The sequence below is a fragment of the Sphingobium sp. TomTYG75 genome (assembly GCF_054771635.1).
This window is the reverse complement of sequence record NZ_BSRE01000002.1, coordinates 897,948-917,389: the sequence shown is the minus strand read 5'-3', so window position 1 is coordinate 917,389 and position 19,442 is coordinate 897,948. Positions and strand designations below refer to the sequence as shown.

Below are 19,442 nucleotides of genomic sequence, written 5' to 3'. Positions count from 1 at the left end.
ATGATCGTGGTTTGAACGAAGGCTGCGCCTTAACCAATAGCGGCGATCACTTATCAGTCTTGCTCTCCAGCGCCCGTGCCATTTTCAGATGCCCCTCTACCACCGGAGCGATCTCGCCCGCTGCCGCCTTCAACGCCGCGTCCGTCCCGCCCGACACGTAGGAACGCATCAGCGCAAGAGCGTCTTCATGCGCATCGACCTGGCCATCGATATATTCCTCGTCAAACGCCGCGCCCTTCTTCCGACGCAGTTCGTCCAAATCCTTCTTCTGCCCAGCGGTAAGGTCAGGGTTCGGTATAACGGCAGGCCGTGCCTTGCCCGCTGCCAACTTGATCTTCGCGGTGGACTCTGAATGGGCCTTGATCATCTGAACGGCGAAGGCCTTTACCTCAGCGGACGTGGCGTTGGCGGAAGCCAGCTTCGCAGCCGCAATCTCGAACGCATCGCTCCTGGCTGCGAGGTTCACGAAATCCTGCGCATCAGGGGTTGGTTTCAATGCATCGATTGCGTTCTCCGCCGCCTTCTCGACCCTGTCGCCAGCATTTTCAGCAACGTTCTTCGCCGCATTCAATGCGTCGGCATTGCGCTGCTCACTCGCCTGATTACAGGCCGCCAGCGTCAATCCTGCGGCCAGGACCATCGACGTGATACGCGCCATTTTCATTCTCCCTGAAATTCAGGACGCAAACGCGCCTTCGGTCCAGGCGTTCCTTCTTACCACGGGAGGCTGCACAGCATTTTTGGACCCGTTGCGCTGACGGCGCCGACAGGCCGTTCGACAACTGGCGACGTCAGGACGCGATCTGTTGACGATATCGGTTCGGACTGCTTCCGGCCTCACGCTTGAATGCCGCTGAAAAGGCACTGGCATTCGCGAAGCCCAGACGGTGCGCTATCCCTTTCAAGGGAAGCGATCGGTCGGCGAGGAGCATCTTTGCCCTTTCGAGCCGAATGCCATCGACATAGGCGCTGACGGAAGTTCCCGTGCTGGCCTTGAACAGGCGACGCAAATGCGGCGCGCTGATACCGCATTCGTCGGCCAATTGGCGGACGGTGATCGGCCGTCCTTCGACGGTTTCCACAATATCGCGGATCCGGCGCAGCTGCCATGAGGCGAGCTTACCACCCTCGCCAGCGCGCGCATTGGTGTGCGTATCGTCAAGCTGCCGCACCAATTCCACGAGGATCAACCGGCACAGGGAATCCACCTTCACGGCATGGGAAAAACCGGGCGCGCGAAGCTCATCTGCAAGAAGCTTCAACGCCTGTTGAGAGACATTCCCATTCTCGCAATATAGCAGCTGCTCAACATGGTTGAGCGGCTCTATACCCGTGGTCTCGTTGAAATATTCCTTTTCGAAATCGCAGAAGATTGCGGGCTTCAGGGGACCGGAATTTTCGACTTCGGCGATCCAGTCGATATCGGCGGGGACAAAGGTGGCCTGCTTCAATTCCTGATAGTGGGACTGGGTGGCGTAGCGAAATCGGCCGCGCGGCCTGTAGATGCTCGACGTCCACATGCCGACCTGATGAGTAGGCTCCCGTCCTGCGAGATGCTGTGGAAAACTCCCCCCGTGCGGAAGGTTCAGCCGAACGACGACCCCCGGAATGCGAGACGTGGCAAGACGCTCCTCTGTCCAGGTGACATATTCGTGCACTGCTGCGCTCTCCATGCGCCGCGCCATATGCGTGGCGAGTCTTCCCCCTCTCTTATGGGAAAGACGCGGCGGCGGCGACAAGATTGATCGGCCGCCGCCCGCCCGAGCTTATTTCGGCAAAGCGTAGGCGACGAGGGAATCGCCCAGCTTCGTACCGAGGAATTTATGCCCGCCAGCGGCAATCACGACATATTGGCGGCCATCCTTCTTCAGGCGGTAGGTCATGGGCGTGGCCTGCCCGCCCGCAGGCAGACGAACGCGCCAGACGACCTTGCCGGACCTAATGTCATAGGCCCGCAGATAATTGTCCGTGGTCGCGCCAAGGAACACCAGTCCCGAAGCCGTGGCGACGCTGCCGCCAAGGTTCGGCACGCCAAGCTTCAGCCACATGGGCGGCGGCGCCTGGTCGCGCGTGGTGCCAAGCGGCACGTTCCACAGCGTCTTGCCAGCCTTCAGGTCGATCGCGGTCAGGCGGCCCCAAGGCGGCCGGTTGCATGGCGCGCCAAAGGGAGACAGCATGGGCTTCATCTGCAGGCCATAGGGCGCGCCCTTGGTCGGCAGGATGGCTTCTCCGACCGCGGTGCGGGACGCGATTTCGGCCTGCGGGATCAGCTTCATGATCGCGCCCACCTGCGTGGTATTGGCGATCAAGATGCCGCGCTGCGGATCGACGGTCACGCCACCCCAGTTGGACGCGCCCTCAAAACTTGGCCATTGCAGCCATCCCCGTGTCGAAGGCGGCGTAAAGACCCCCTTATAGTTCACGGAGCGGAACAGTTCCCGGCACTTATATTTGTCATAGGGGGTAAAGCCCCACATATCTTCTTCGCGCAGGTCCGGATCGCGGATGATGAACGCCGGATTGGCGGGGAATGGTTGTGTGGGCGACAGCTTTTCGCCCGGCACCTTGCCTTCCTGCGGCACAGGGCGTTCGACCACGGGGAAGATCGGCTTGCCCGTGCGCCGGTCAAGGATGAAGATATGCCCGACCTTCGTGGTCTGCGCGAGCGCGGGGACAGGCCCGTCCGCCGTGGGCAGGTCGAACAACACCGGCTGCGCGGGAATGTCATAATCCCACACGTCGTTATGAACCGTCTGGAACCGCCACTTGACCTGACCTGTCGTCCCATCGAGCGCCACGACCGAACTTGCATAATAATCGAGGCCCGCCCGGTTGGCGGCATAGTGGTCGGGCGGCGCGTTGCCCATGGGCACATAGACAAGGTTAAGCTTGGGATCGACCGCCATCGGCGCCCAGCTATTGGGCGTCCTCCGCACGAATTGCTCGCCCTTCGGCGCGTTCTGCGCATCGCTCATCCCCGGGGGCAGGCCATTCCAGGACCAGAGCGGTTTGCCAGAATGAATGTCGAACGCCCGGATCGCTCCAGCCGGCATGTCGACCCGCATATTGTCGGTAAGCCGTCCATTCACGACGATGGCATTGCCGATCACGACGGGCGGTGAAGAGATCGATAAGTCGCCCCGCTCTATCTTGCCCAGACCCGGCTTCAGATCGACCACGGAATTGTGCCCGAAGGAGCGGCACTCGCGACCCGTGGCAGAATCGAGCGCCACCAGCCGCCCGTCCAGCGTCCCGGCAAAAATCCGTCCCGCGCATTCAGCGCCTGCTGGCACGCTCTCGTCACGCGCATAGGTGACGCCACGGCAATTCAGCAGGTAGGTGCTGAAATTGTCCGAGCTTGGCTGCTTCACCCAGATTTGCTTGCCGGTTTCCGGGTCTACCGCCGCGATGCGGCCATTGCCGGAGCAGAGATAAAGCCGGTTTTCCGCAATGATCGGCGTCGCCTGGAATGTCGGGGAAAGCGGCTCCGGCGCCGTGACCATGCCGATATGATAGGTCCAGGCAGGCTTCAGCGCCCAGACATTGTCAGGCGTGATCTGCGTCAGCGGCGAGTAGCGCGTCCCGCCCGCGTCCCCGCCATAAAAGCTCCAGCCCGCCGTCGGCCCGGAATAATCGATCGCTGGCGCAGGGCGGAACAGGTTCCCGCTATAGGCCCAATATCCCCCGCCCAGGATCGCGATGGCGCCAGCAGCCATTAGGACAGTGCGACGCCATCCACGGCGGCGCTTCTTCCCGCGCGTCCCGTTGCCGCCGCCTGACAAGGCAGGCTCTGCATCCTGAAAGGAAAAGCGTGTATCAGTCTGGTTCATATGGCCTCGATCATCGATGTTTGCGGACCACAGCGCGCATCCCTCCGCTGGCTCCGTTTGAAAACAGACCGGCCTTCACCCGGCTATCGCCTCCACCGCCTGTGCAGCGCCGCGCATTGCGCCTTCGATATAACCAACCCCTTTGGCATCGCCGACGACGTGAACAGTAAAGCCCTGCGCCTGCAACTGATCGGCGAGCGTCAGGTCACCCGTCGCGCCTTTCGCGACGATCACATGGTCGGCGGCGACAGCCTGCTCCGCTCCGCCCTTGTTCATGAAACGGACAGCGTCGCGCTCGATCCGGATGGCGCTCGACGCCGGATAGAGCTGAACGCCATGTTCCTTCATTTCTGCAAGCAACCGCATTCGGCGAACGATCGTCAGACCCGCGCCAAATCGCGGCGCATCGTCCACCACTACCACCTGGCGTCCACGTTCATTCAGAAACTCTGCCAGCTCCAGACCGACCAGTTCGCCGCCGATGATCACCACCCGCTTGCCGAGCGGCATCCATTGGTGCGTCGCCTTGCGCACGAAATCGAGATTGGCGGTCATGCCCGTTATGGAGCCGAGCTTCGTCGCCGCTCGGGTCAGCAACCCGGTCTTGCGCTTGAGTTCATCGGAACTTTGGCCAAGCACCATCCGCCGCATGTCATCGCCGGAGAAGACATGGCTCAGATCATTGCCAGGAATGTCCGGCATGCCGCGCACCGCCCCCGTGGCCACGACGACCGCATCAGGCTGAAGCGTTTTCAACAGCTCCAGCGTCGCCTGCGTACTCAACCGCACATCGACCTTGGACGAGGCGATCTGCCGTTGCAGCCAATCGAGCAACCGCTCATTCGCCGGATAGGCCAGCGCCGCGAAACGCAACGTTCCGCCCAGCAATTCGCCTTGTTCGAGCAGGATAACCTGATGTCCCAAGGCGTCCAGCCTGCGCGCCGCTTCCATGCCGCCCGGACCGCCGCCGATAACGACGACGCGCTTGCCACCAGACGATGGCGCGTCTGAACGCAGATATTCAAAGCCCGTCTCGGGATTGACCGCGCAACGCAGCGGATCGCACACATAGATGGCGCTGATGCAGGTATAGCAATAGACGCACGGTAGAACATCTGCCGCCCGCCCTTCCTTCAGCTTGCGCGGCAGATGCGGATCAGCCAGCAACTTGCGGCCCATGGAGACAAAGTCGATCTGCCGGTTCGCGATCGCCTTGTCGCCGACCTCAGGCTCGATCCGGCCGGACGCGATGACCGGAATGCCGACCGCAGCCTTGATCTGCGCGGCATAGGGAAGGTTCACCGCCGGTTCGTGCGGCGTATGCGATCCTGAATGGAGCTTACCCTGCGCCGTGTCGTGATAGGCCGTCACCGTAATCGCGTCGGCGCCCGCCGCTTCGGCCATGCGCGCGACCTGGGCCGCGTCTTCGATCGTCAAACCGCCCTTCTTCCCGACCTCGCGTGAATCCAGCTTGCACCAGACGGGGAAGTCGGGACCCACGGCCTGCCGCACCGCCTGAATGACCTCGATCAGGATGCGGACTCGGTGTTCCAGCGGTCCGCCATAGGCGTCCGTCCGCCGGTTCGATTTGGGCGAGATGAAGGAGGACAGAAGATAGCCATGCCCGCCATGGATTTCGACGCCATCGAACCCGGCGCGCTTCGCCCGGTCTGCCGCAGCGGCGAACTGGTCAACGACCGTCTGAACGTCCTCAAGCGTCATTTCCTTGAAGCTGACGCCCTGGATCTTGCTGAACGGCGCGACGGCGAGTTCTTCAAGAAGGAACGCCTCGGTAAAGTCGCCTTCCGGCGCCTCGGGCAGCGACGGGCACCAGACCGGGCGTCCGTTAAGCATGTCCTCCATCGCAACAAGGCCGCCATGGTGGATTTGCGGGGCGATCTTGGCCCCATGTTTGTGGACCGCCTCCGCGAGCGCAGTCAGTCCCGGCAGGAAACGATCATCGGAAATCGCGATCTGGTTGACCTGATTGCCGCCCACCGGCCAAGCCACGCCCGCGACGCCGGTGATGATGAGGCCAACGCCGCCCTTCGCCTGCTCCTCATGATAGCGAATGATCCGCTCACCGCAGTGGCCATCGGCTTCGGCAAGGCTCGCGCCCATGGCCGTCACGACGATGCGGTTGCGCAATTCCATGCCGTCGATCCGGCCGGGGGAAAGAAGATGTCGATAAGAATTGGAGGCCATTGAAGTCATCGCCCGTAGCATCGACGTTAGATGCGCATGCCCACCGATTCCTACCCTATGCGCCGGTGCGTCATCAGCCCCATTTTATGTCGTGAAACGCGCATAATTATGCGGATCGATCGTCCTCGTCGGCTGTGTTGCCTCAGGGAGCCGGATCGACGGCTGATCCTTCCAACGCTATGGGTCGGGCCATGAGCAGCGACAATCTTGAATCTTCCTCTGTTGAGGTGGAGGGGCCGCCACCCACTCCCCGCACTGTCGGGCGGCCGCGCCGGTTGACCTTGGCTCAAATCCTCGACGCCGCGATCGACATGGGGCTCGATGGCCTCAGGATCGCGACGCTCGCCGATCGGCTCGGCGTCCGCCCGGCGGTGCTGTACACCTATGTCACCGGCCGCAAGGAATTGGTGCGACTTGCAGCGCAGCGTGCTTCGGGGGCCGCCACCTTCCCGGAGGATGAGGGCCAATCCTGGCGCGAATATGCCACCCAATATGCCGAAGCGCTGCACAAGCTGGTAGAGGAAGGGCAGCTCGTCTCCACCCTCGTCAGCGGCAATTTGGGACCAGCGGTCGAGATCGACAGTTCCGAACAATGGCTGCAAGCCATGCTAGCACGCGGGTTCGACCTGCCCGAGGCGCTGGACCTGCTGCGCTCCATCGACCTGATCGTGCTCGGGGGCGCGTTCCTCTCCTCCTATGCCCGCGCGGTTGCGGGCGGCGAAGCGGAATATCGCGAAGCCGTGCGCTCCTCGATCAGGCAGCGTTCGGCGGAAGACGTACCGGTCATCGCCGCGCATCCTGACCGTTATGCCGACACCGCCCTCCCCCGCTGGCGCACCACATTGGCGCTGGCGCTCGACGGAGTGGCCGCACGGCGCGGCGAATAGTCGAACATATTTTCGGAAATTATTGCCAGCGAAGCGGTGATGGGATATTCCCGTCTTCAGACCCTGCCGTTCGCGCCGGGAAATTGCTTGCTGGAGAGAGCCTATGCCCGCCGATGTCGCTTCCACTTTCCTGCCCGTCGCGCCGCCCAGGATCGTCGACAATCTTTATACCGAAGACCAACATCAGCGGGTTCTGGACGTCGTCCGCCGGGAAGGCCCCTGGTCGCTGATCCTGGCGCAATATTTCGCTTCGCCCGAGGAGGTGATCGCGACATCCACCGGCTCCATTCCAGAAGGCTTCACGCCGACCTGGGAGATGTTCATGAACCCGGTTTTCCGGGGCTACCTCGCCGACAATGGCGTCAATCGCTATCCGGAACTGGACGATTGCTTCTATAACAAGAAGTTCCTCGACATGGCGCGCGCTTATTGGAACACGCCCTATGTCGAATGTGACCAGCTAATGTTCAACCTTCAGGGTCCAAGCTCGGCCGGCGGATCGCCACATGTCGATGGCACGCATTTTCGCGGACTATACGAAGTCAACTGCCCGATCTGGCTGCTGAACATCATGGCCAAGTCCGGGCTGTTCCGGCGCTGGCAGGCGAAAAAGGCGCAGGTCATCGCCTGGTACTATCAGGGTTCGATCGGCGGCGGCTTCCACTATTGGCCGAACGGGCCGCAAAATGATCCGGTCTGCCTCGAAGCGCCGATGTGGGGACGCGGCGTCGTGGTCGAAAATGAAATGATGTTCCACACCGCGCAGGGCTGCGGACCGGTCGATCAGCGCAAACCTGCGGGCCTCGCGATCAATTCGACCATGTCGGCCGATCCCGATGTGGCTGCCGGATGGCGGATCATGACCGGCGACGATGTCGTGGCCAAGATCTCCGAGCAGGAATTTCGCCTGCTACTCCATTGGAATGCGCAGGTTTACACCGACCTCAACGACCTGCGAATTTCGCGCGACCATAGCGACGACATCACGACCGACATGGCGTTCGAGATATTCGTGAAGGACCTGCGCGCGCGGGGCGAGATCTTCGAGATGCCGAGCGATCCGCTGCACGACACCAATTTCATTCGCCTGCTGACCCGAGTTTATGATGTGGGAACGCCCAAGGGCGTGCCGCAGGACCCGGTCGAGCCACGACTGGTCGCCTGACGTCCTCGACTGGATCGGGGGCGTTCAACTGATCGGAGCGCCCCCGCCTAGCAGCTCTTCCGATCTTTCCCGCAGCATGTCGGACACGGCGAGGATGCGGGCGAGCTTCGTCATTTCCGGATGCGTCACCAGCCAGAAGGATCGCGCAATCTCCACCTCTTCCGGGAAAAGCCGCACCAGCTTCTCATCATCGGCGACGATGAAGTCCGGCAGCACGCCAATCCCGGCGCCATCCAGTATCAGCTGGCGCTGCATGCCGATGCTGCTCGACCGGAGCGACGCTTCCAGTCCCGCATAGACCTCGTCCAGATAGTCGAGTTCCGGCGAAAAGAGAAACTCAGGCACGTAGCCGATCAGCACATGCTCATGCAGCCGCTCGCGCGACACTGGAGCACCCCGCGCCGCGAGATAGCCGGGCGACGCATAAAGGTGCAGCTTGTAATCAGCCAGCTTTCGCACCGCCAAATGCCCCCGCTGCGGCCGCGCCAACATGACCGCCATGTCCGCTTCCCGTTTCGACGGATTTAGGAATCCCGACGCGGTAATCACGTCCAGTCGGATACCCGGATGGCAGGCGTGAAATTCGGGGATCGCAGGGGCCAATATCCACCGGCCAAAACCCTCGGCAACCGACAGCCGCACTTGCCCGTTCAGACTGTGCCTTTCCCCCTTCACATCGACGATCGCCGACATCGCCGCGCTTTCGATGCTTTCGGCATGGCGGAGCAAGGCGGCGCCATGTTCCGTCAGCGCCCTCTCCGCGCCAGTCTGCTCGAACAGTTGCGCGTCTAACGCCTGCGACAATCGCCCCAAACGCCGGGAAATCGTCGTCGCATCAATGCCGAGCGCCCGCGCCGCCGGAGCCACCTTCTTCAGCCGCGCAACCGTCAAGAATATTCGCAAATCATCCCAATCGAACATCAGGCGCCATCCATGCAAAAATGCAGATCAACTCTGCAACAAAGGGGAATTGAATGCATTATCGCCTTTCGGCATGATAAGGCAAATCTCATCGAGAGGATGCCATGCGCGAAATTTTCCACAAGCTCGCCTTTGCTTATGACAGCGAAGCGCCGCGCTACAGTGATGTGTTCAATCCCAATGACGGTCAGGTTCAGGCCCGTGTGGCCCTGGGCGACCGTGCCCTGCTCGACCGTGCGGTAGAGGCGGCGAAGGCGGCGCAGCCCGCTTGGGCGGCAGTCAATCCGCAGCGGCGCGCCCGCGTCATGTTCAACTTCAAGACACTGGTCGAGAAGAATATGGACGAGCTGGCGCATCTGCTTTCGTCCGAACATGGCAAGGTGATCGCGGATTCGCGCGGCGATATCCAGCGCGGGCTGGAAGTCATCGAATTTTGCTGCGGCATCCCCCATGCGCTGAAGGGCGAATATACGCAGGGCGCAGGTCCGGGCATCGACGTCTATTCCATGCGTCAACCGATCGGCATCGGCGCGGGTATCACGCCCTTCAACTTCCCCGCCATGATCCCGCTGTGGATGTCAGGCGTGGCGATCGCGACGGGCAATGCGTTCATCATGAAGCCTTCCGAACGCGATCCTTCCGTTCCCGTGCGCCTCGCCGAACTTTTCCTCGAAGCCGGTCTACCCGCAGGCATTTTGCAGGTCGTGCAGGGTGACAAGGAGATGGTCGATGCCATCCTCGATCACCCGGACATTGGCGCGATCAGCTTCGTCGGCTCGTCGGACATCGCCCATTATGTCTACAAGCGCGGCGTCGACAACGGCAAGCGCGTCCAGGCGATGGGCGGCGCGAAGAACCACGGCATCGTCATGCCGGATGCCGATCTCGATCAGGTCGTCAACGATTTGTCTGGCGCGGCGTTCGGTTCGGCTGGCGAACGCTGCATGGCGCTGCCCGTCGTGGTGCCGGTGGGCGAGAAGACTGCCCTCGCCCTGCGCGAAAAGCTGATCCCCGCCATTCAAGCGCTGCGCGTCGGCGTTTCGACCGATCCCGAAGCGCATTATGGCCCGGTTGTCACCGCCGCGCACAAGGCGAAGATCGAAAACTATATCCAGATGGGTATCGATGAAGGTGCCGAGTTGGTCGTCGATGGCCGAGGCTTCACCCTGCAAGGGCATGAGCAGGGCTTCTTCGTCGGCCCGACACTGTTTGATCAGGTCAAGCCCAGCATGCGGACTTATCAGGAAGAGATTTTCGGCCCCGTTCTGCAAATGGTGCGTGCCGAAAGCTTCGAGGACGCGCTCGCCCTGCCCAGCCAGCATCAATATGGCAATGGCGTCGCGATCTTCACTCGTAACGGCCACGCCGCACGGGAATTTGCCGCGCGGGTGAATGTCGGCATGGTCGGCATCAACGTGCCGATCCCGGTGCCTGTAGCGTATCACACATTCGGCGGCTGGAAGCGGTCTGCCTTTGGCGACACGAACCAGCACGGCATGGAAGGCATCAAATTCTGGACGAAGGTGAAGACCATCACCCAGCGCTGGCCCGATGGCGGCGCGTCCGGCGACAGCGCCTTCGTCATCCCCACCATGGGGTGACAGCCGCGAGGGGAGAGCGCATGCTCTCCCTCACACGCCAGCGGCACGCCATCGCCGCAACAGGATGCATGATGACCCAGTTCGACCTTACCGACGACCAACGCCAGATTCAGGACATGGCGCGGCGCTTCACCGCCGATGCGATCACGCCGCACGCGGCCGAGTGGGATGAAAAGCATATCTTCCCGCGCGACACGATCCGCGCGGCGGCGGAGCTGGGCTTTGGCGGCATCTATGTGTCGGAAGAGTCGGGCGGCATCGGCCTTGGCCGTCTGGAAGCCGCGCTGATCATGGAGGCCATGGCCTATGGCTGCCCATCGACCAGCGCGTTCATATCGATCCACAACATGGCCGCCTGGATGATCGACCGTTTCGGCGCGCATCCGGTCAAGGACAAATATCTGCCCTCGATGGTGCCGATGGAGCGGATGGGCAGCTATTGCCTGACCGAGGCGGGATCGGGATCAGACGCCGCCGCGCTCAAGACACGCGCCGTGAAGAACGGCAGCGACTATCTCGTAACCGGATCGAAGCAGTTCATCTCCGGCGGCGGCGAAAACGATATCTATGTCACCATGGTCCGCACGGGCGAGGATGGCCCCAAGGGCATAAGCTGCCTCGTCATCGAAAAGGATATGCCCGGCGTCAGCTTCGGCGCGCAGGAGCGCAAGCTTGGCTGGCATTCGCAACCGACCGCACAGGTCAATTTCGACAATGTCCGCGTGCCTGCGGAAAATCTTGTGGGAGCAGAGGGCGAAGGCTTTCGCATCGCGATGATGGGCCTTGACGGCGGACGGCTCAACATCGGCGCCTGCTCGCTTGGCGGGGCGCAGCGCTGCCTCGATGAAGCAGTCGCCTATAGCAAGGATCGCAAGCAGTTCGGCCAGGCCATCGCTGATTTCCAGAACACGCAGTTCACCCTTGCCGACATGGAAACCGAACTTCAGGCGGCGCGCGCGCTGCTCTACATGGCGGCGGTCAAGGTGACCGAGAACGCGCCCGACAAGACCCGCTTCGCCGCCATGGCAAAGCGCCTCGCCACCGACGCTGGGTCCGCTATCGCCGACCGCGCGCTGCAACTGCATGGCGGCTATGGTTATCTGATGGACTATCCGATCGAACGCTTCTGGCGCGACCTACGCGTGCATTCGATCCTGGAAGGCACGAACCAGGTGATGCGCATGATCGTCGCGCGCGACCTGCTGCGTCCATGAAGGCGGCCAGACAATCAACAGAAGGAAGTCGGCATGACTGAGACTATCGCCTTCATCGGCTTGGGCAACATGGGTGGCGGAATGGCCGCCAATCTCGTCAAGAACGGCTTTGCCGTGCGCGCCTTCGATCTTTCCGACGCGGCCCTCGCCAAGGCCGAGGCGGCTGGCGCGACCCGCGTCAGCAGCGCGGCCGAAGCCGTCGCGGGGGCCGATGCAGTGGTGACGATGCTACCAGCTGGCAAGCATGTCGAAGCGGTCTATAATGATGAGGTTTTCGGCACGGCAAAGGCAGGAGCGCTGTTCCTCGACTGTTCGACCATCGACGTCGCGACCGCTCGCCGCGTCATCGCTGCGGCGAAGGCGAAGGGTTTCCTGATGGCCGACGCGCCGGTTTCTGGGGGAATCGCCGCTGCAAATGGGGGATCGCTAACCTTCATGGTGGGCGGCGACGATGAAGCCTTCGCCAAGGCAAAGCCCATCCTGTCCGCCATGGGCAAGGCCGTAATCCACGCCGGTAGTGACGGCAACGGCCAGGCGGCCAAGATCTGCAACAACATGCTGCTGGGCGCGACCATGGTCGCAACGTGCGAAGCCTTTGCCATGGCGGAGAAGATCGGGCTCGACGCCCAGACCTTCTACGACATTTCCAGCGTTTCGTCGGGACAAAGCTGGTCCATGACAAGCTACTGCCCCGTGCCCGGCGTTGGTCCGCAATCCCCTGCGGACAACGGCTATAGCGGCGGCTTTGCCGTTGCCCTGATGCTGAAGGACCTGAAACTCGCGCTGGAAGCGGCGGCTTCCGTCAACGCCAGCGTACCCATGGGCGCGCAGGCGGAAAGCCTTTATCAGTTGCTGGCCAATAAGGGCGAAACTAGTCAGGATTTCTCCTCGATCATCAAATTCCTGTCCTGATCAGCATGTAAGTCACGCAGCCGCCAAGCCAAGCGGCGATGCCGATGCCGATGAAACTGAACGCCTCGCCTTCCGTTAACAAGGATAGGTCGTAAAAAAGTGAGGCAATTCAATGCGGACGGAAAGCGCGACGGGCTGGTCGGCAACCTACAGCTACTCCCCACTATATCGGGAGGATGAGCCCAATCATTGTCCCGGATGTGACAGGCAACATTGGATCATAGGGCGCATGACCGCCGAATGCAGTTTCTGCGGATCGGCCATGCCCCTTGAACACTTCAGCACCTACAGTTCGTCACCACGGATCGAGTGCCGTAATCATGCTGCCGATGAACTACCGGAATATCTGCGGCCAGTCGCCTGAACCAAAGCATCTGATCTCAACCGCAAAAAGCCCCACCTCCGAAAAAGAAGGCAGGGCAGTTTGGGTCGCACTGCAGGATAACCTGCTCTCAGCTAACCAGCTTTGCAGGCTACGGTTCCGGCTGCGAACCGCCCGCAAAACTTCCGCATTGGTTCCACACCTTTGAATTGTCCCGAAAACTCGGGCGTTTCACGCAAGGTATAACAAACGCTATAATCAGAAATATCATGCCGTTCGCTGACCTTTTCTGCGCTCAGCCGCGTGCCACCGCCTGATTGGTCGCGGCATAGCTGCGCAATCCGGACCATGCGGCGAGGGCAGCGGTTAGCGATGCGCATAGGCCCACGGTCGCCAGCGCGGGGCCGATCTGACCACGGCCATCGAACAAGGCGTTGTCGATCAACGGCACGATCGCTGTTCCGAGCGACAAGCCTACGAGACTGTTCGCCAAAAGGAACAGCGCGGCTCCGGTTGCCCGCATGCTGGGCGGCGTCGCGAGTTGGATCGCAGCCAGCGAGCAACCGAAATAGCCATTGAAGCAGAAGGTCAGGATTGAAAAGAGCAACAGCAGCAGCGTTGAGGAAGGCATGACCGGCGCAAGCGTCGCCGGAATAACGCACAGAAAGGCGAGGATCATCGCCATCCTCAAATTGGCATCGCGCACGCCTTTCAGCGAAAGCCTCTCCGCCGCGAAACCGCCCGCCAAGGAACCCAAGCTCCCAAGCAGCAGATAGATCAATCCCAGACGGAGCGAAGCCTGCCCGGGCGTCATGTCGAAGGTCCGGATGAGTAATGTCGGATACCATGCCGACAGGCCATAACCCATGGTCCCCAGCAATGTGGAATTGGCATAGATCGCCGCGAATGTCCGCCAATGCGCGCGCAGGTGCGAGAGCGCCGCGCGAAACGGCATACCCGCCTTCACCCACCCCGCGCGGCGTGCCGGTTCACGGGCCACGAAAACCAGCGCCGTCACCAACAGGCCGGGTAAAGCCACCAGCAGGAATGCCGCCCGCCAGGTAGGCATCGGCCCGATGCCGGGCAGCACCAGCGCACCCTGCGCCGCGACCATATCGACAACAGCGCCCCCGACCAGCAGCGCCAGCCCACCACCAATGGTGATGCCCAGATTATAGATCGCCATCGCCCGCGAAAGCTGGGCTGGCGGGTAGGCATCACTTAGCCAGCTGTGAGCCGAAGGGGATAGCGATGCCTCCCCCAAACCGACGCCCATGCGCGCGACGAACAGATGCGCATAGCTGCCCGCAAAGCCGCAAAGTGCGGTGCAGGCGCTCCAGAACAGGACGCCCACGGCGATGATCCGGCGGCGGCTGATCCGATCGGCCAGCATTCCGATGGGAATGCCGACCACTGCATAGAGCAGGGCAAAGGCCAATCCCTGAAGCAACCCGACCTGCAAATCGCTAAGGCCCAGATCCTGTTTGATCGGCTCGACCATCAGGCTCAATATCTGCCGGTCGACGAAGGAAAGGATGTAGGCGACGAGAAATATGCCGAGCGCAACATGGCCTTGCCGCAGAGCGGCCCTGCCGCCCGCAGCGGCAGACTGTTCGTGGCTCAACCCCTCATCCCCTCGTCCCATGCTTTTTTCTTCTGCTTGATCGTCTTGCGTCTCTGCATATCTTGGGAGGGGAAGGTCAAGGCTGCGGCAGCATGGCTGAAGCAGCCCGTGAAAAAACCTACGCCCGCAGAACGACCTTCCCGATGGATGCGCCCGTTTCGACCAGCTCATGCGCGGCCTTAAGGGTGGCGGCACTCATCAATCCTAGATCGCGCGTCATCGTCCCCTGCAAAACCCCTTCATCCACCAGCCGCGCAATCTCGGACAATATGCGATGCTGTTCGATCATGTCCGGGGTTTCGTAGATGGAGCGCGTGAAAACACCCTCCCACGCGACCGTGATCGACTTTTGCCGGAGGGCCACGATGTCGAAACTCTTTACGTCGTCGATAACCGCCAGGCTTCCTTGAGGCGCGATGATGCGGGCATAGGCTGGCAGATGCTGTTCGCTCCCAGCCAGACTTGCCACGAAGTTGACCGCCTTGACGCCGATCGCGGCTAGCCCTTCGTTCAAGGGCTTTCGGTGGTCGATCACATCATGCGCGCCCATCTGCTTCACCCAGGCGATGGTTTCCGGGCGCGAAGCGGTAGCGATCACGCGCAGCTTGGTCAGCTGCCGCGCGAACTGCACCAGCATCGATCCGACGCCGCCAGCGCCGTTGACGATCAGGATCGCCTGTCCTTCACCCCCGCCCCGCGGCACGCGCAGACGATCGAACAACAGCTCCCATGCCGTAAGCCCGGTCAGCGGGAGCGCGGCCGCCTGCGCGAAATCGAAGGAACGCGGCTTTGGACCGACAATCCGCTCATCGACGACGTGCAGTTCCGAATTGGTCCCCGGCCGCTTGATGGTGCCAGCATAGAAGACTTCGTCACCCGGCGCGAAAAGCGTGACGTCAGCGCCGACGGCTTCCACCACGCCCGCCGCGTCATAGCCCAGAACCATCGGCTCCTCAGCGGGCTTGGCGCCGCCGCGCACTTTCGTGTCGACCGGATTGACGGACACAGCACGCACACGAACGAGCAGATCGCGAGGGCCAGGCGACGGATCGGCGACCTCAATGTCGATCAGCGAGTCCTCCCGCTCCAGCGGGCCGCCCTCTTTGAATCCCACCGCCTTCATCCAGCGCCTGCCTCTCGATAGTTGATCTCAGGGCGAGAGGCTTATTGTTGCCCGGCTGAAAAGGAAAGGTGCCAATGCGTCAGGCGAGCTCAAACGCCATCGCTGTCGCTTCGCCACCGCCGATGCACAGGCTCGCCACGCCGCGCTTGAGACCGCGCTCCTCCAGCGCACCCAGCAGAGTGGCAATGATCCGCGCGCCCGAAGCCCCGATAGGATGCCCCAGCGCAGTCGCGCCCCCGTTCACGTTCAACTTGTCGGCGGGGATGCCAAGATCCTTGGCCGCGATCATCGCAACGACGGCGAAGGCTTCGTTCACCTCAAACAGATCGACGTCAGCCACAGACCAGCCAGCCTTGGCCAATAACTTGCGCATCGCCGGAACGGGCGCTGTGGTAAAGCGCGCCGGTTCATGGGCGTGCGCGGCGCTGGCCACCACTGTGGCAATCACCGGCAGGCCCAGACGTTCCGCCACACTGCGCCGCGTCATAACCAGTGCCGCTGCGCCATCGGAGATGGACGAACTGTTCGCCGCCGTGATGGTGCCATCGGGGACGAAAGCGGGCCTTAGCGAGGGTATCTTGTCCGGACGGGCCTTACCCGGCTGCTCGTCAGTATCCACCAGCGTATCGCCGCCACGCCCGGGCACCGTCACGCCCGCGATTTCGCGCCGGAAAGCGCCGCTCGCGATGGCCGCCTGCGCCCGCTCCAGCGATCGCACCGCATAGCCGTCCTGCTCCGCGCGCGTGAACTGATAATCACGCACCGCCTCTTCAGCAAAGACACCCATTGCCTTGCCGGGCTGATAGGCATCTTCCAGCCCGTCCATCATCATCGTGTCAATGATCCGGTCGTGACCAATGCGTGCGCCGGACCGGTGCTTGGGCAGCGCATAGGGCGCGTTCGTCATGCTTTCCATGCCACCCGCCACGATCAAGTCGGCCGCGCCCGCCTGCAACGCCTCCTGCGCCATGATGGCGGCCTGCATGCCCGAACCACACATCTTGTTCACGGTGGTCGCCTGCGTGTTGAGGCCAAGGCCCGCGCCCAACGCCGCCTGCCGCGCGGGCGCCTGCCCCAAGCCCGCTGGCAGGACGCAGCCCATGTAGATACGGTCGATCGCATCCACAGGCGCACCCGCGCGCTCGACCGCCGCCTTGACCGCAGCCGCGCCCAGATCGGTCGCCTTTAAAGGGGAGAATATCCCCTGAAACCCACCCATGGGCGTGCGGGCATAACCGGCGATGACAACAGGATCATTCTGCATGACAACTTCCTTCAAAAGCCAGCTAGGGTTGGCACAACGCCGCTACTGCAGATAAAATCATATAGGTGCGCGCCTATGATCATGCACCGCCGCCCTTGATCAACGTCATGCGCAAACACTGGCATACCAGCTCGTCCCGCTGGTTCAGCAGCCGGTGCGAAAAGGTGACGACGCCCGAACCCGGCCGGGATTTGCTCGGTCGCAACTCCATGACTTCGGTTTCGGCGCGCAACGTGTCGCCCAGGAATACGGGCTTGGGCATGACGAGCTTGTCATAGCCCAGATTGGCGATCAGCGTCCCCAGCGTCGTGTCGCCCACGGACAGGCCGATCATCAATGCAAAGGTGAAGGTGCCGTTGACCAGTATCTGGCCAAATTCGCTCGCCTTGGCCGCTTCGACATCCAGATGCAGCGGCTGCGGATTATGCGTCATCGTCGAAAAAAGCAGGTTATCGGTTTCCGTAACCGTCCGCCGGATTTCGTGAACAAGGGTCTGCCCCACTTCCCATTGTTCGAAAAACTTCCCCGCCATCAACCTGCCTCCGCTTTTGCTATTTTGACGAGCAGCGTGCCTTCACTCACCTGTCCGCCTTCGACGCCGTGCAGTTCAACGACTTCCCCATCGAACGGCGCGACAAGGCCATGTTCCATCTTCATGGCCTCCAACGTCAACAGCTTCTGCCCCTTCGTCACCTTGTCTCCCGCCGCGACGGACACGGAAATGATCCGCCCCGGCATCGGCGAGAGGATCGCGCCATCGGACGCCTCACCGCCTCCCAGCCCGCCAGTTCGCCAAGGCGTCAGCTGCCAACTCTGGCCGCCCTCCGCGACGATCACGCTACGTCCAGTCCTGGCCCCGCTCGAAACCGCCAGCGCAACCTTCACCGGCGCTCCATCCAGCAGGAACCAGCCGTCGCGCCGCGCCTCCGCATTCAGGCGAAAGCCAGCCATCGGCCCCGGCGCCGCGAGCTTGAACGCCGCATCTTCCAAAGCCGCCGTTGAGGGCAAGGCAGACGGCAACAGCGCCTCCCCCTCACGCCCGATCAGTCCGGTATCTACCCGGCCGTCAGCGAAATCGGGATGTTGGAGCGCCTTCGCCAGAAAGCCAGCATTGGTCTTGAGCGGCCATATGACCGTCTCCTCCAGCGTTTGCGACAAGCCCAGCCGCGCGGCGTCGCGATCTGAACCCCAGGCGATCAGCTTCGCGATCATCGGATCGTAGAAGGACGATATCTCCGCCCCCTGCTCCACTCCGGTATCGACACGATAACATGGTCCGACATCGAAGCGGTCGAGCCTGCCGATCGAAGGCAGGAAGCCCTTCGCCGGGTCCTCGGCATAAAGGCGCGCTTCCATCGCCCAACCGCTGATCGACAGTTCATCCTGCGCCTTGGGCAAAGGCTCGCCCGACGCCACCCGCAACTGCCATTCGACCAGGTCCTGCCCGGTAATCTCCTCCGTCACCGGATGCTCGACCTGAAGGCGGGTGTTCATTTCCATGAACCAGATGCGGTCGGCCCTAAGCCCTTCGGAGCCGTCCGCGATGAACTCGATCGTCCCCGCCCCGACATAATCCACCGCCTTGGCAGCGCGCACCGCCGCCTGGCAGATCGCCTCCCGCGTCCGTTCATCCATGCCCGGCGCGGGCGCTTCCTCGATAACCTTCTGATGCCGCCGCTGAAGCGAGCAGTCGCGTTCGAACAGGTGGACTACATTGCCGTGGCGATCGCCGAATATCTGCACCTCGATATGGCGCGGGTTCGTTACCCATTTTTCCAGCAGCACCTGATCATTGCCAAAGGAAGACGCCGCCTCACGCTGGCAGGACAGTAGCGCATCGGCAAAGTCCGCCGCGCTATCGACCTTGCGCATCCCCTTGCCGCCACCGCCAGCGACTGCCTTGATCAGCACGGGATAGCCGATAGCGTCCGCCTCCGCTTGCAGCCGGTCGGGGCTCTGATCCTCACCCAAATAGCCCGGCGTCGTCGGCACCCCGGCTTGGCTCATCAGCTTCTTGGCTGCATCCTTGAGACCCATGGCCGTGATGCTAGCGGGATTCGGCCCGACCCAGATCAACCCAGCGTCGATCACAGCCTGCGCGAACTCGGCATTTTCCGACAGGAAGCCATAGCCGGGGTGAATGGCCTGCGCACCCGTCTGCCGAGCCGCATCGATAATGCGCTCCGCCAACAGATAGCTTTCGCGCACCGGCGACGCACCAATATGCACCGCCTCATCAGCAGAACGGACGTGCAGCGCATCGGCATCCGCGTCCGAATAGACGGCGACGGTACGAATACCGAGCCGCCGCGCGGTACGGATGATCCGGCATGCGATCTCGCCACGATTGGCGATGAGAAGGGACTGGATCATC

16 protein-coding genes are annotated in these 19,442 nt (G+C 62.1%); 6 read left to right on the top strand and 10 right to left on the bottom strand.

Features of this window, described 5'->3' with window-relative positions; all coding sequences use genetic code 11:
* Positions 1–46: 46 nt before the first annotated feature.
* From ACYU81_RS17810 to ACYU81_RS17795, 4 genes are all read right to left on the bottom strand, one after another.
* Entirely contained in the window at positions 47–658 is a 612-nt protein-coding gene (locus ACYU81_RS17810; RefSeq protein ID WP_460989032.1) for a DUF4142 domain-containing protein, read from the bottom strand.
* A gap of 133 nt (positions 659–791) precedes the next feature.
* A complete protein-coding gene (locus ACYU81_RS17805; protein WP_460989031.1) occupies positions 792–1,685 on the bottom strand; it encodes a helix-turn-helix domain-containing protein in 894 nt (297 codons plus the stop codon).
* 81 nt (positions 1,686–1,766) lie between these two features.
* A complete protein-coding gene (locus ACYU81_RS17800; protein WP_460989030.1) occupies positions 1,767–3,830 on the bottom strand; it encodes a pyrroloquinoline quinone-dependent dehydrogenase in 2,064 nt (687 codons plus the stop codon).
* Between the two features lie 75 nt (positions 3,831–3,905).
* Entirely contained in the window at positions 3,906–6,035 is a 2,130-nt protein-coding gene (locus tag ACYU81_RS17795; protein WP_460989029.1) for an oxidoreductase, read from the bottom strand.
* Between the two features lie 191 nt (positions 6,036–6,226).
* On the opposite strand from ACYU81_RS17795, the gene ACYU81_RS17790 reads away from it, so the two are divergent.
* Together ACYU81_RS17790 and ACYU81_RS17785 are read left to right on the top strand one after the other, a co-directional pair.
* Complete coding sequence (locus ACYU81_RS17790; protein WP_460989028.1) at positions 6,227–6,922, top strand: TetR family transcriptional regulator; 696 nt, start codon at positions 6,227–6,229, stop codon at positions 6,920–6,922.
* A 103-nt stretch (positions 6,923–7,025) separates the two neighbouring features.
* Positions 7,026–8,087, top strand: a complete 1,062-nt coding sequence (locus ACYU81_RS17785; protein ID WP_460989027.1) for a hypothetical protein — start codon at positions 7,026–7,028, stop codon at positions 8,085–8,087.
* 24 nt (positions 8,088–8,111) lie between these two features.
* Here ACYU81_RS17785 and ACYU81_RS17780 read toward each other — a convergent pair whose 3' ends face one another.
* Positions 8,112–9,008, bottom strand: coding sequence for a LysR family transcriptional regulator (locus ACYU81_RS17780; protein WP_460989026.1), 897 nt, complete (start codon positions 9,006–9,008; stop codon positions 8,112–8,114).
* Between the two features lie 104 nt (positions 9,009–9,112).
* Between ACYU81_RS17780 and ACYU81_RS17775 the strand changes: the two genes are divergently transcribed.
* The 4 genes from ACYU81_RS17775 (at position 9,113) to ACYU81_RS17760 (ending at position 13,099) form a co-directional block, all read left to right on the top strand.
* Positions 9,113–10,609, top strand: coding sequence for a CoA-acylating methylmalonate-semialdehyde dehydrogenase (locus ACYU81_RS17775; RefSeq protein WP_460989025.1), 1,497 nt, complete (start codon positions 9,113–9,115; stop codon positions 10,607–10,609).
* 68 nt (positions 10,610–10,677) lie between these two features.
* Entirely contained in the window at positions 10,678–11,823 is a 1,146-nt protein-coding gene (locus tag ACYU81_RS17770; protein ID WP_460989126.1) for an acyl-CoA dehydrogenase family protein, read from the top strand.
* Between the two features lie 33 nt (positions 11,824–11,856).
* Entirely contained in the window at positions 11,857–12,735 is an 879-nt protein-coding gene (mmsB, locus tag ACYU81_RS17765) for a 3-hydroxyisobutyrate dehydrogenase (protein ID WP_460989024.1), read from the top strand.
* Positions 12,736–12,847: 112 nt separating this feature from the next.
* Positions 12,848–13,099: a hypothetical protein gene (locus ACYU81_RS17760; RefSeq protein ID WP_460989023.1), complete on the top strand. Its 252-nt coding sequence runs from the start codon at positions 12,848–12,850 to the stop codon at positions 13,097–13,099.
* A gap of 253 nt (positions 13,100–13,352) precedes the next feature.
* On the opposite strand, the gene ACYU81_RS17755 is transcribed toward ACYU81_RS17760, so the two are convergent.
* The 5 genes from ACYU81_RS17755 to ACYU81_RS17735 form a co-directional block, all read right to left on the bottom strand.
* Entirely contained in the window at positions 13,353–14,681 is a 1,329-nt protein-coding gene (locus ACYU81_RS17755; protein ID WP_460989022.1) for an MFS transporter, read from the bottom strand.
* A 118-nt stretch (positions 14,682–14,799) separates the two neighbouring features.
* The gene (locus tag ACYU81_RS17750) at positions 14,800–15,804 is read right to left on the bottom strand and encodes a zinc-binding alcohol dehydrogenase family protein (protein ID WP_460989021.1); all 1,005 of its coding nucleotides are present in this window, start codon (positions 15,802–15,804) and stop codon (positions 14,800–14,802) included.
* Between the two features lie 79 nt (positions 15,805–15,883).
* A complete protein-coding gene (locus tag ACYU81_RS17745) occupies positions 15,884–17,068 on the bottom strand; it encodes an acetyl-CoA C-acyltransferase (protein WP_460989020.1) in 1,185 nt (394 codons plus the stop codon).
* Positions 17,069–17,147: 79 nt separating this feature from the next.
* Complete coding sequence (locus tag ACYU81_RS17740) at positions 17,148–17,600, bottom strand: MaoC family dehydratase (RefSeq protein WP_460989019.1); 453 nt, start codon at positions 17,598–17,600, stop codon at positions 17,148–17,150.
* A complete protein-coding gene (locus ACYU81_RS17735) occupies positions 17,600–19,441 on the bottom strand; it encodes an acetyl/propionyl/methylcrotonyl-CoA carboxylase subunit alpha (protein WP_460989018.1) in 1,842 nt (613 codons plus the stop codon). The genes ACYU81_RS17740 and ACYU81_RS17735 overlap by 1 nt, the downstream gene beginning before the upstream one ends.
* Position 19,442: the final 1 nt, after the last annotated feature.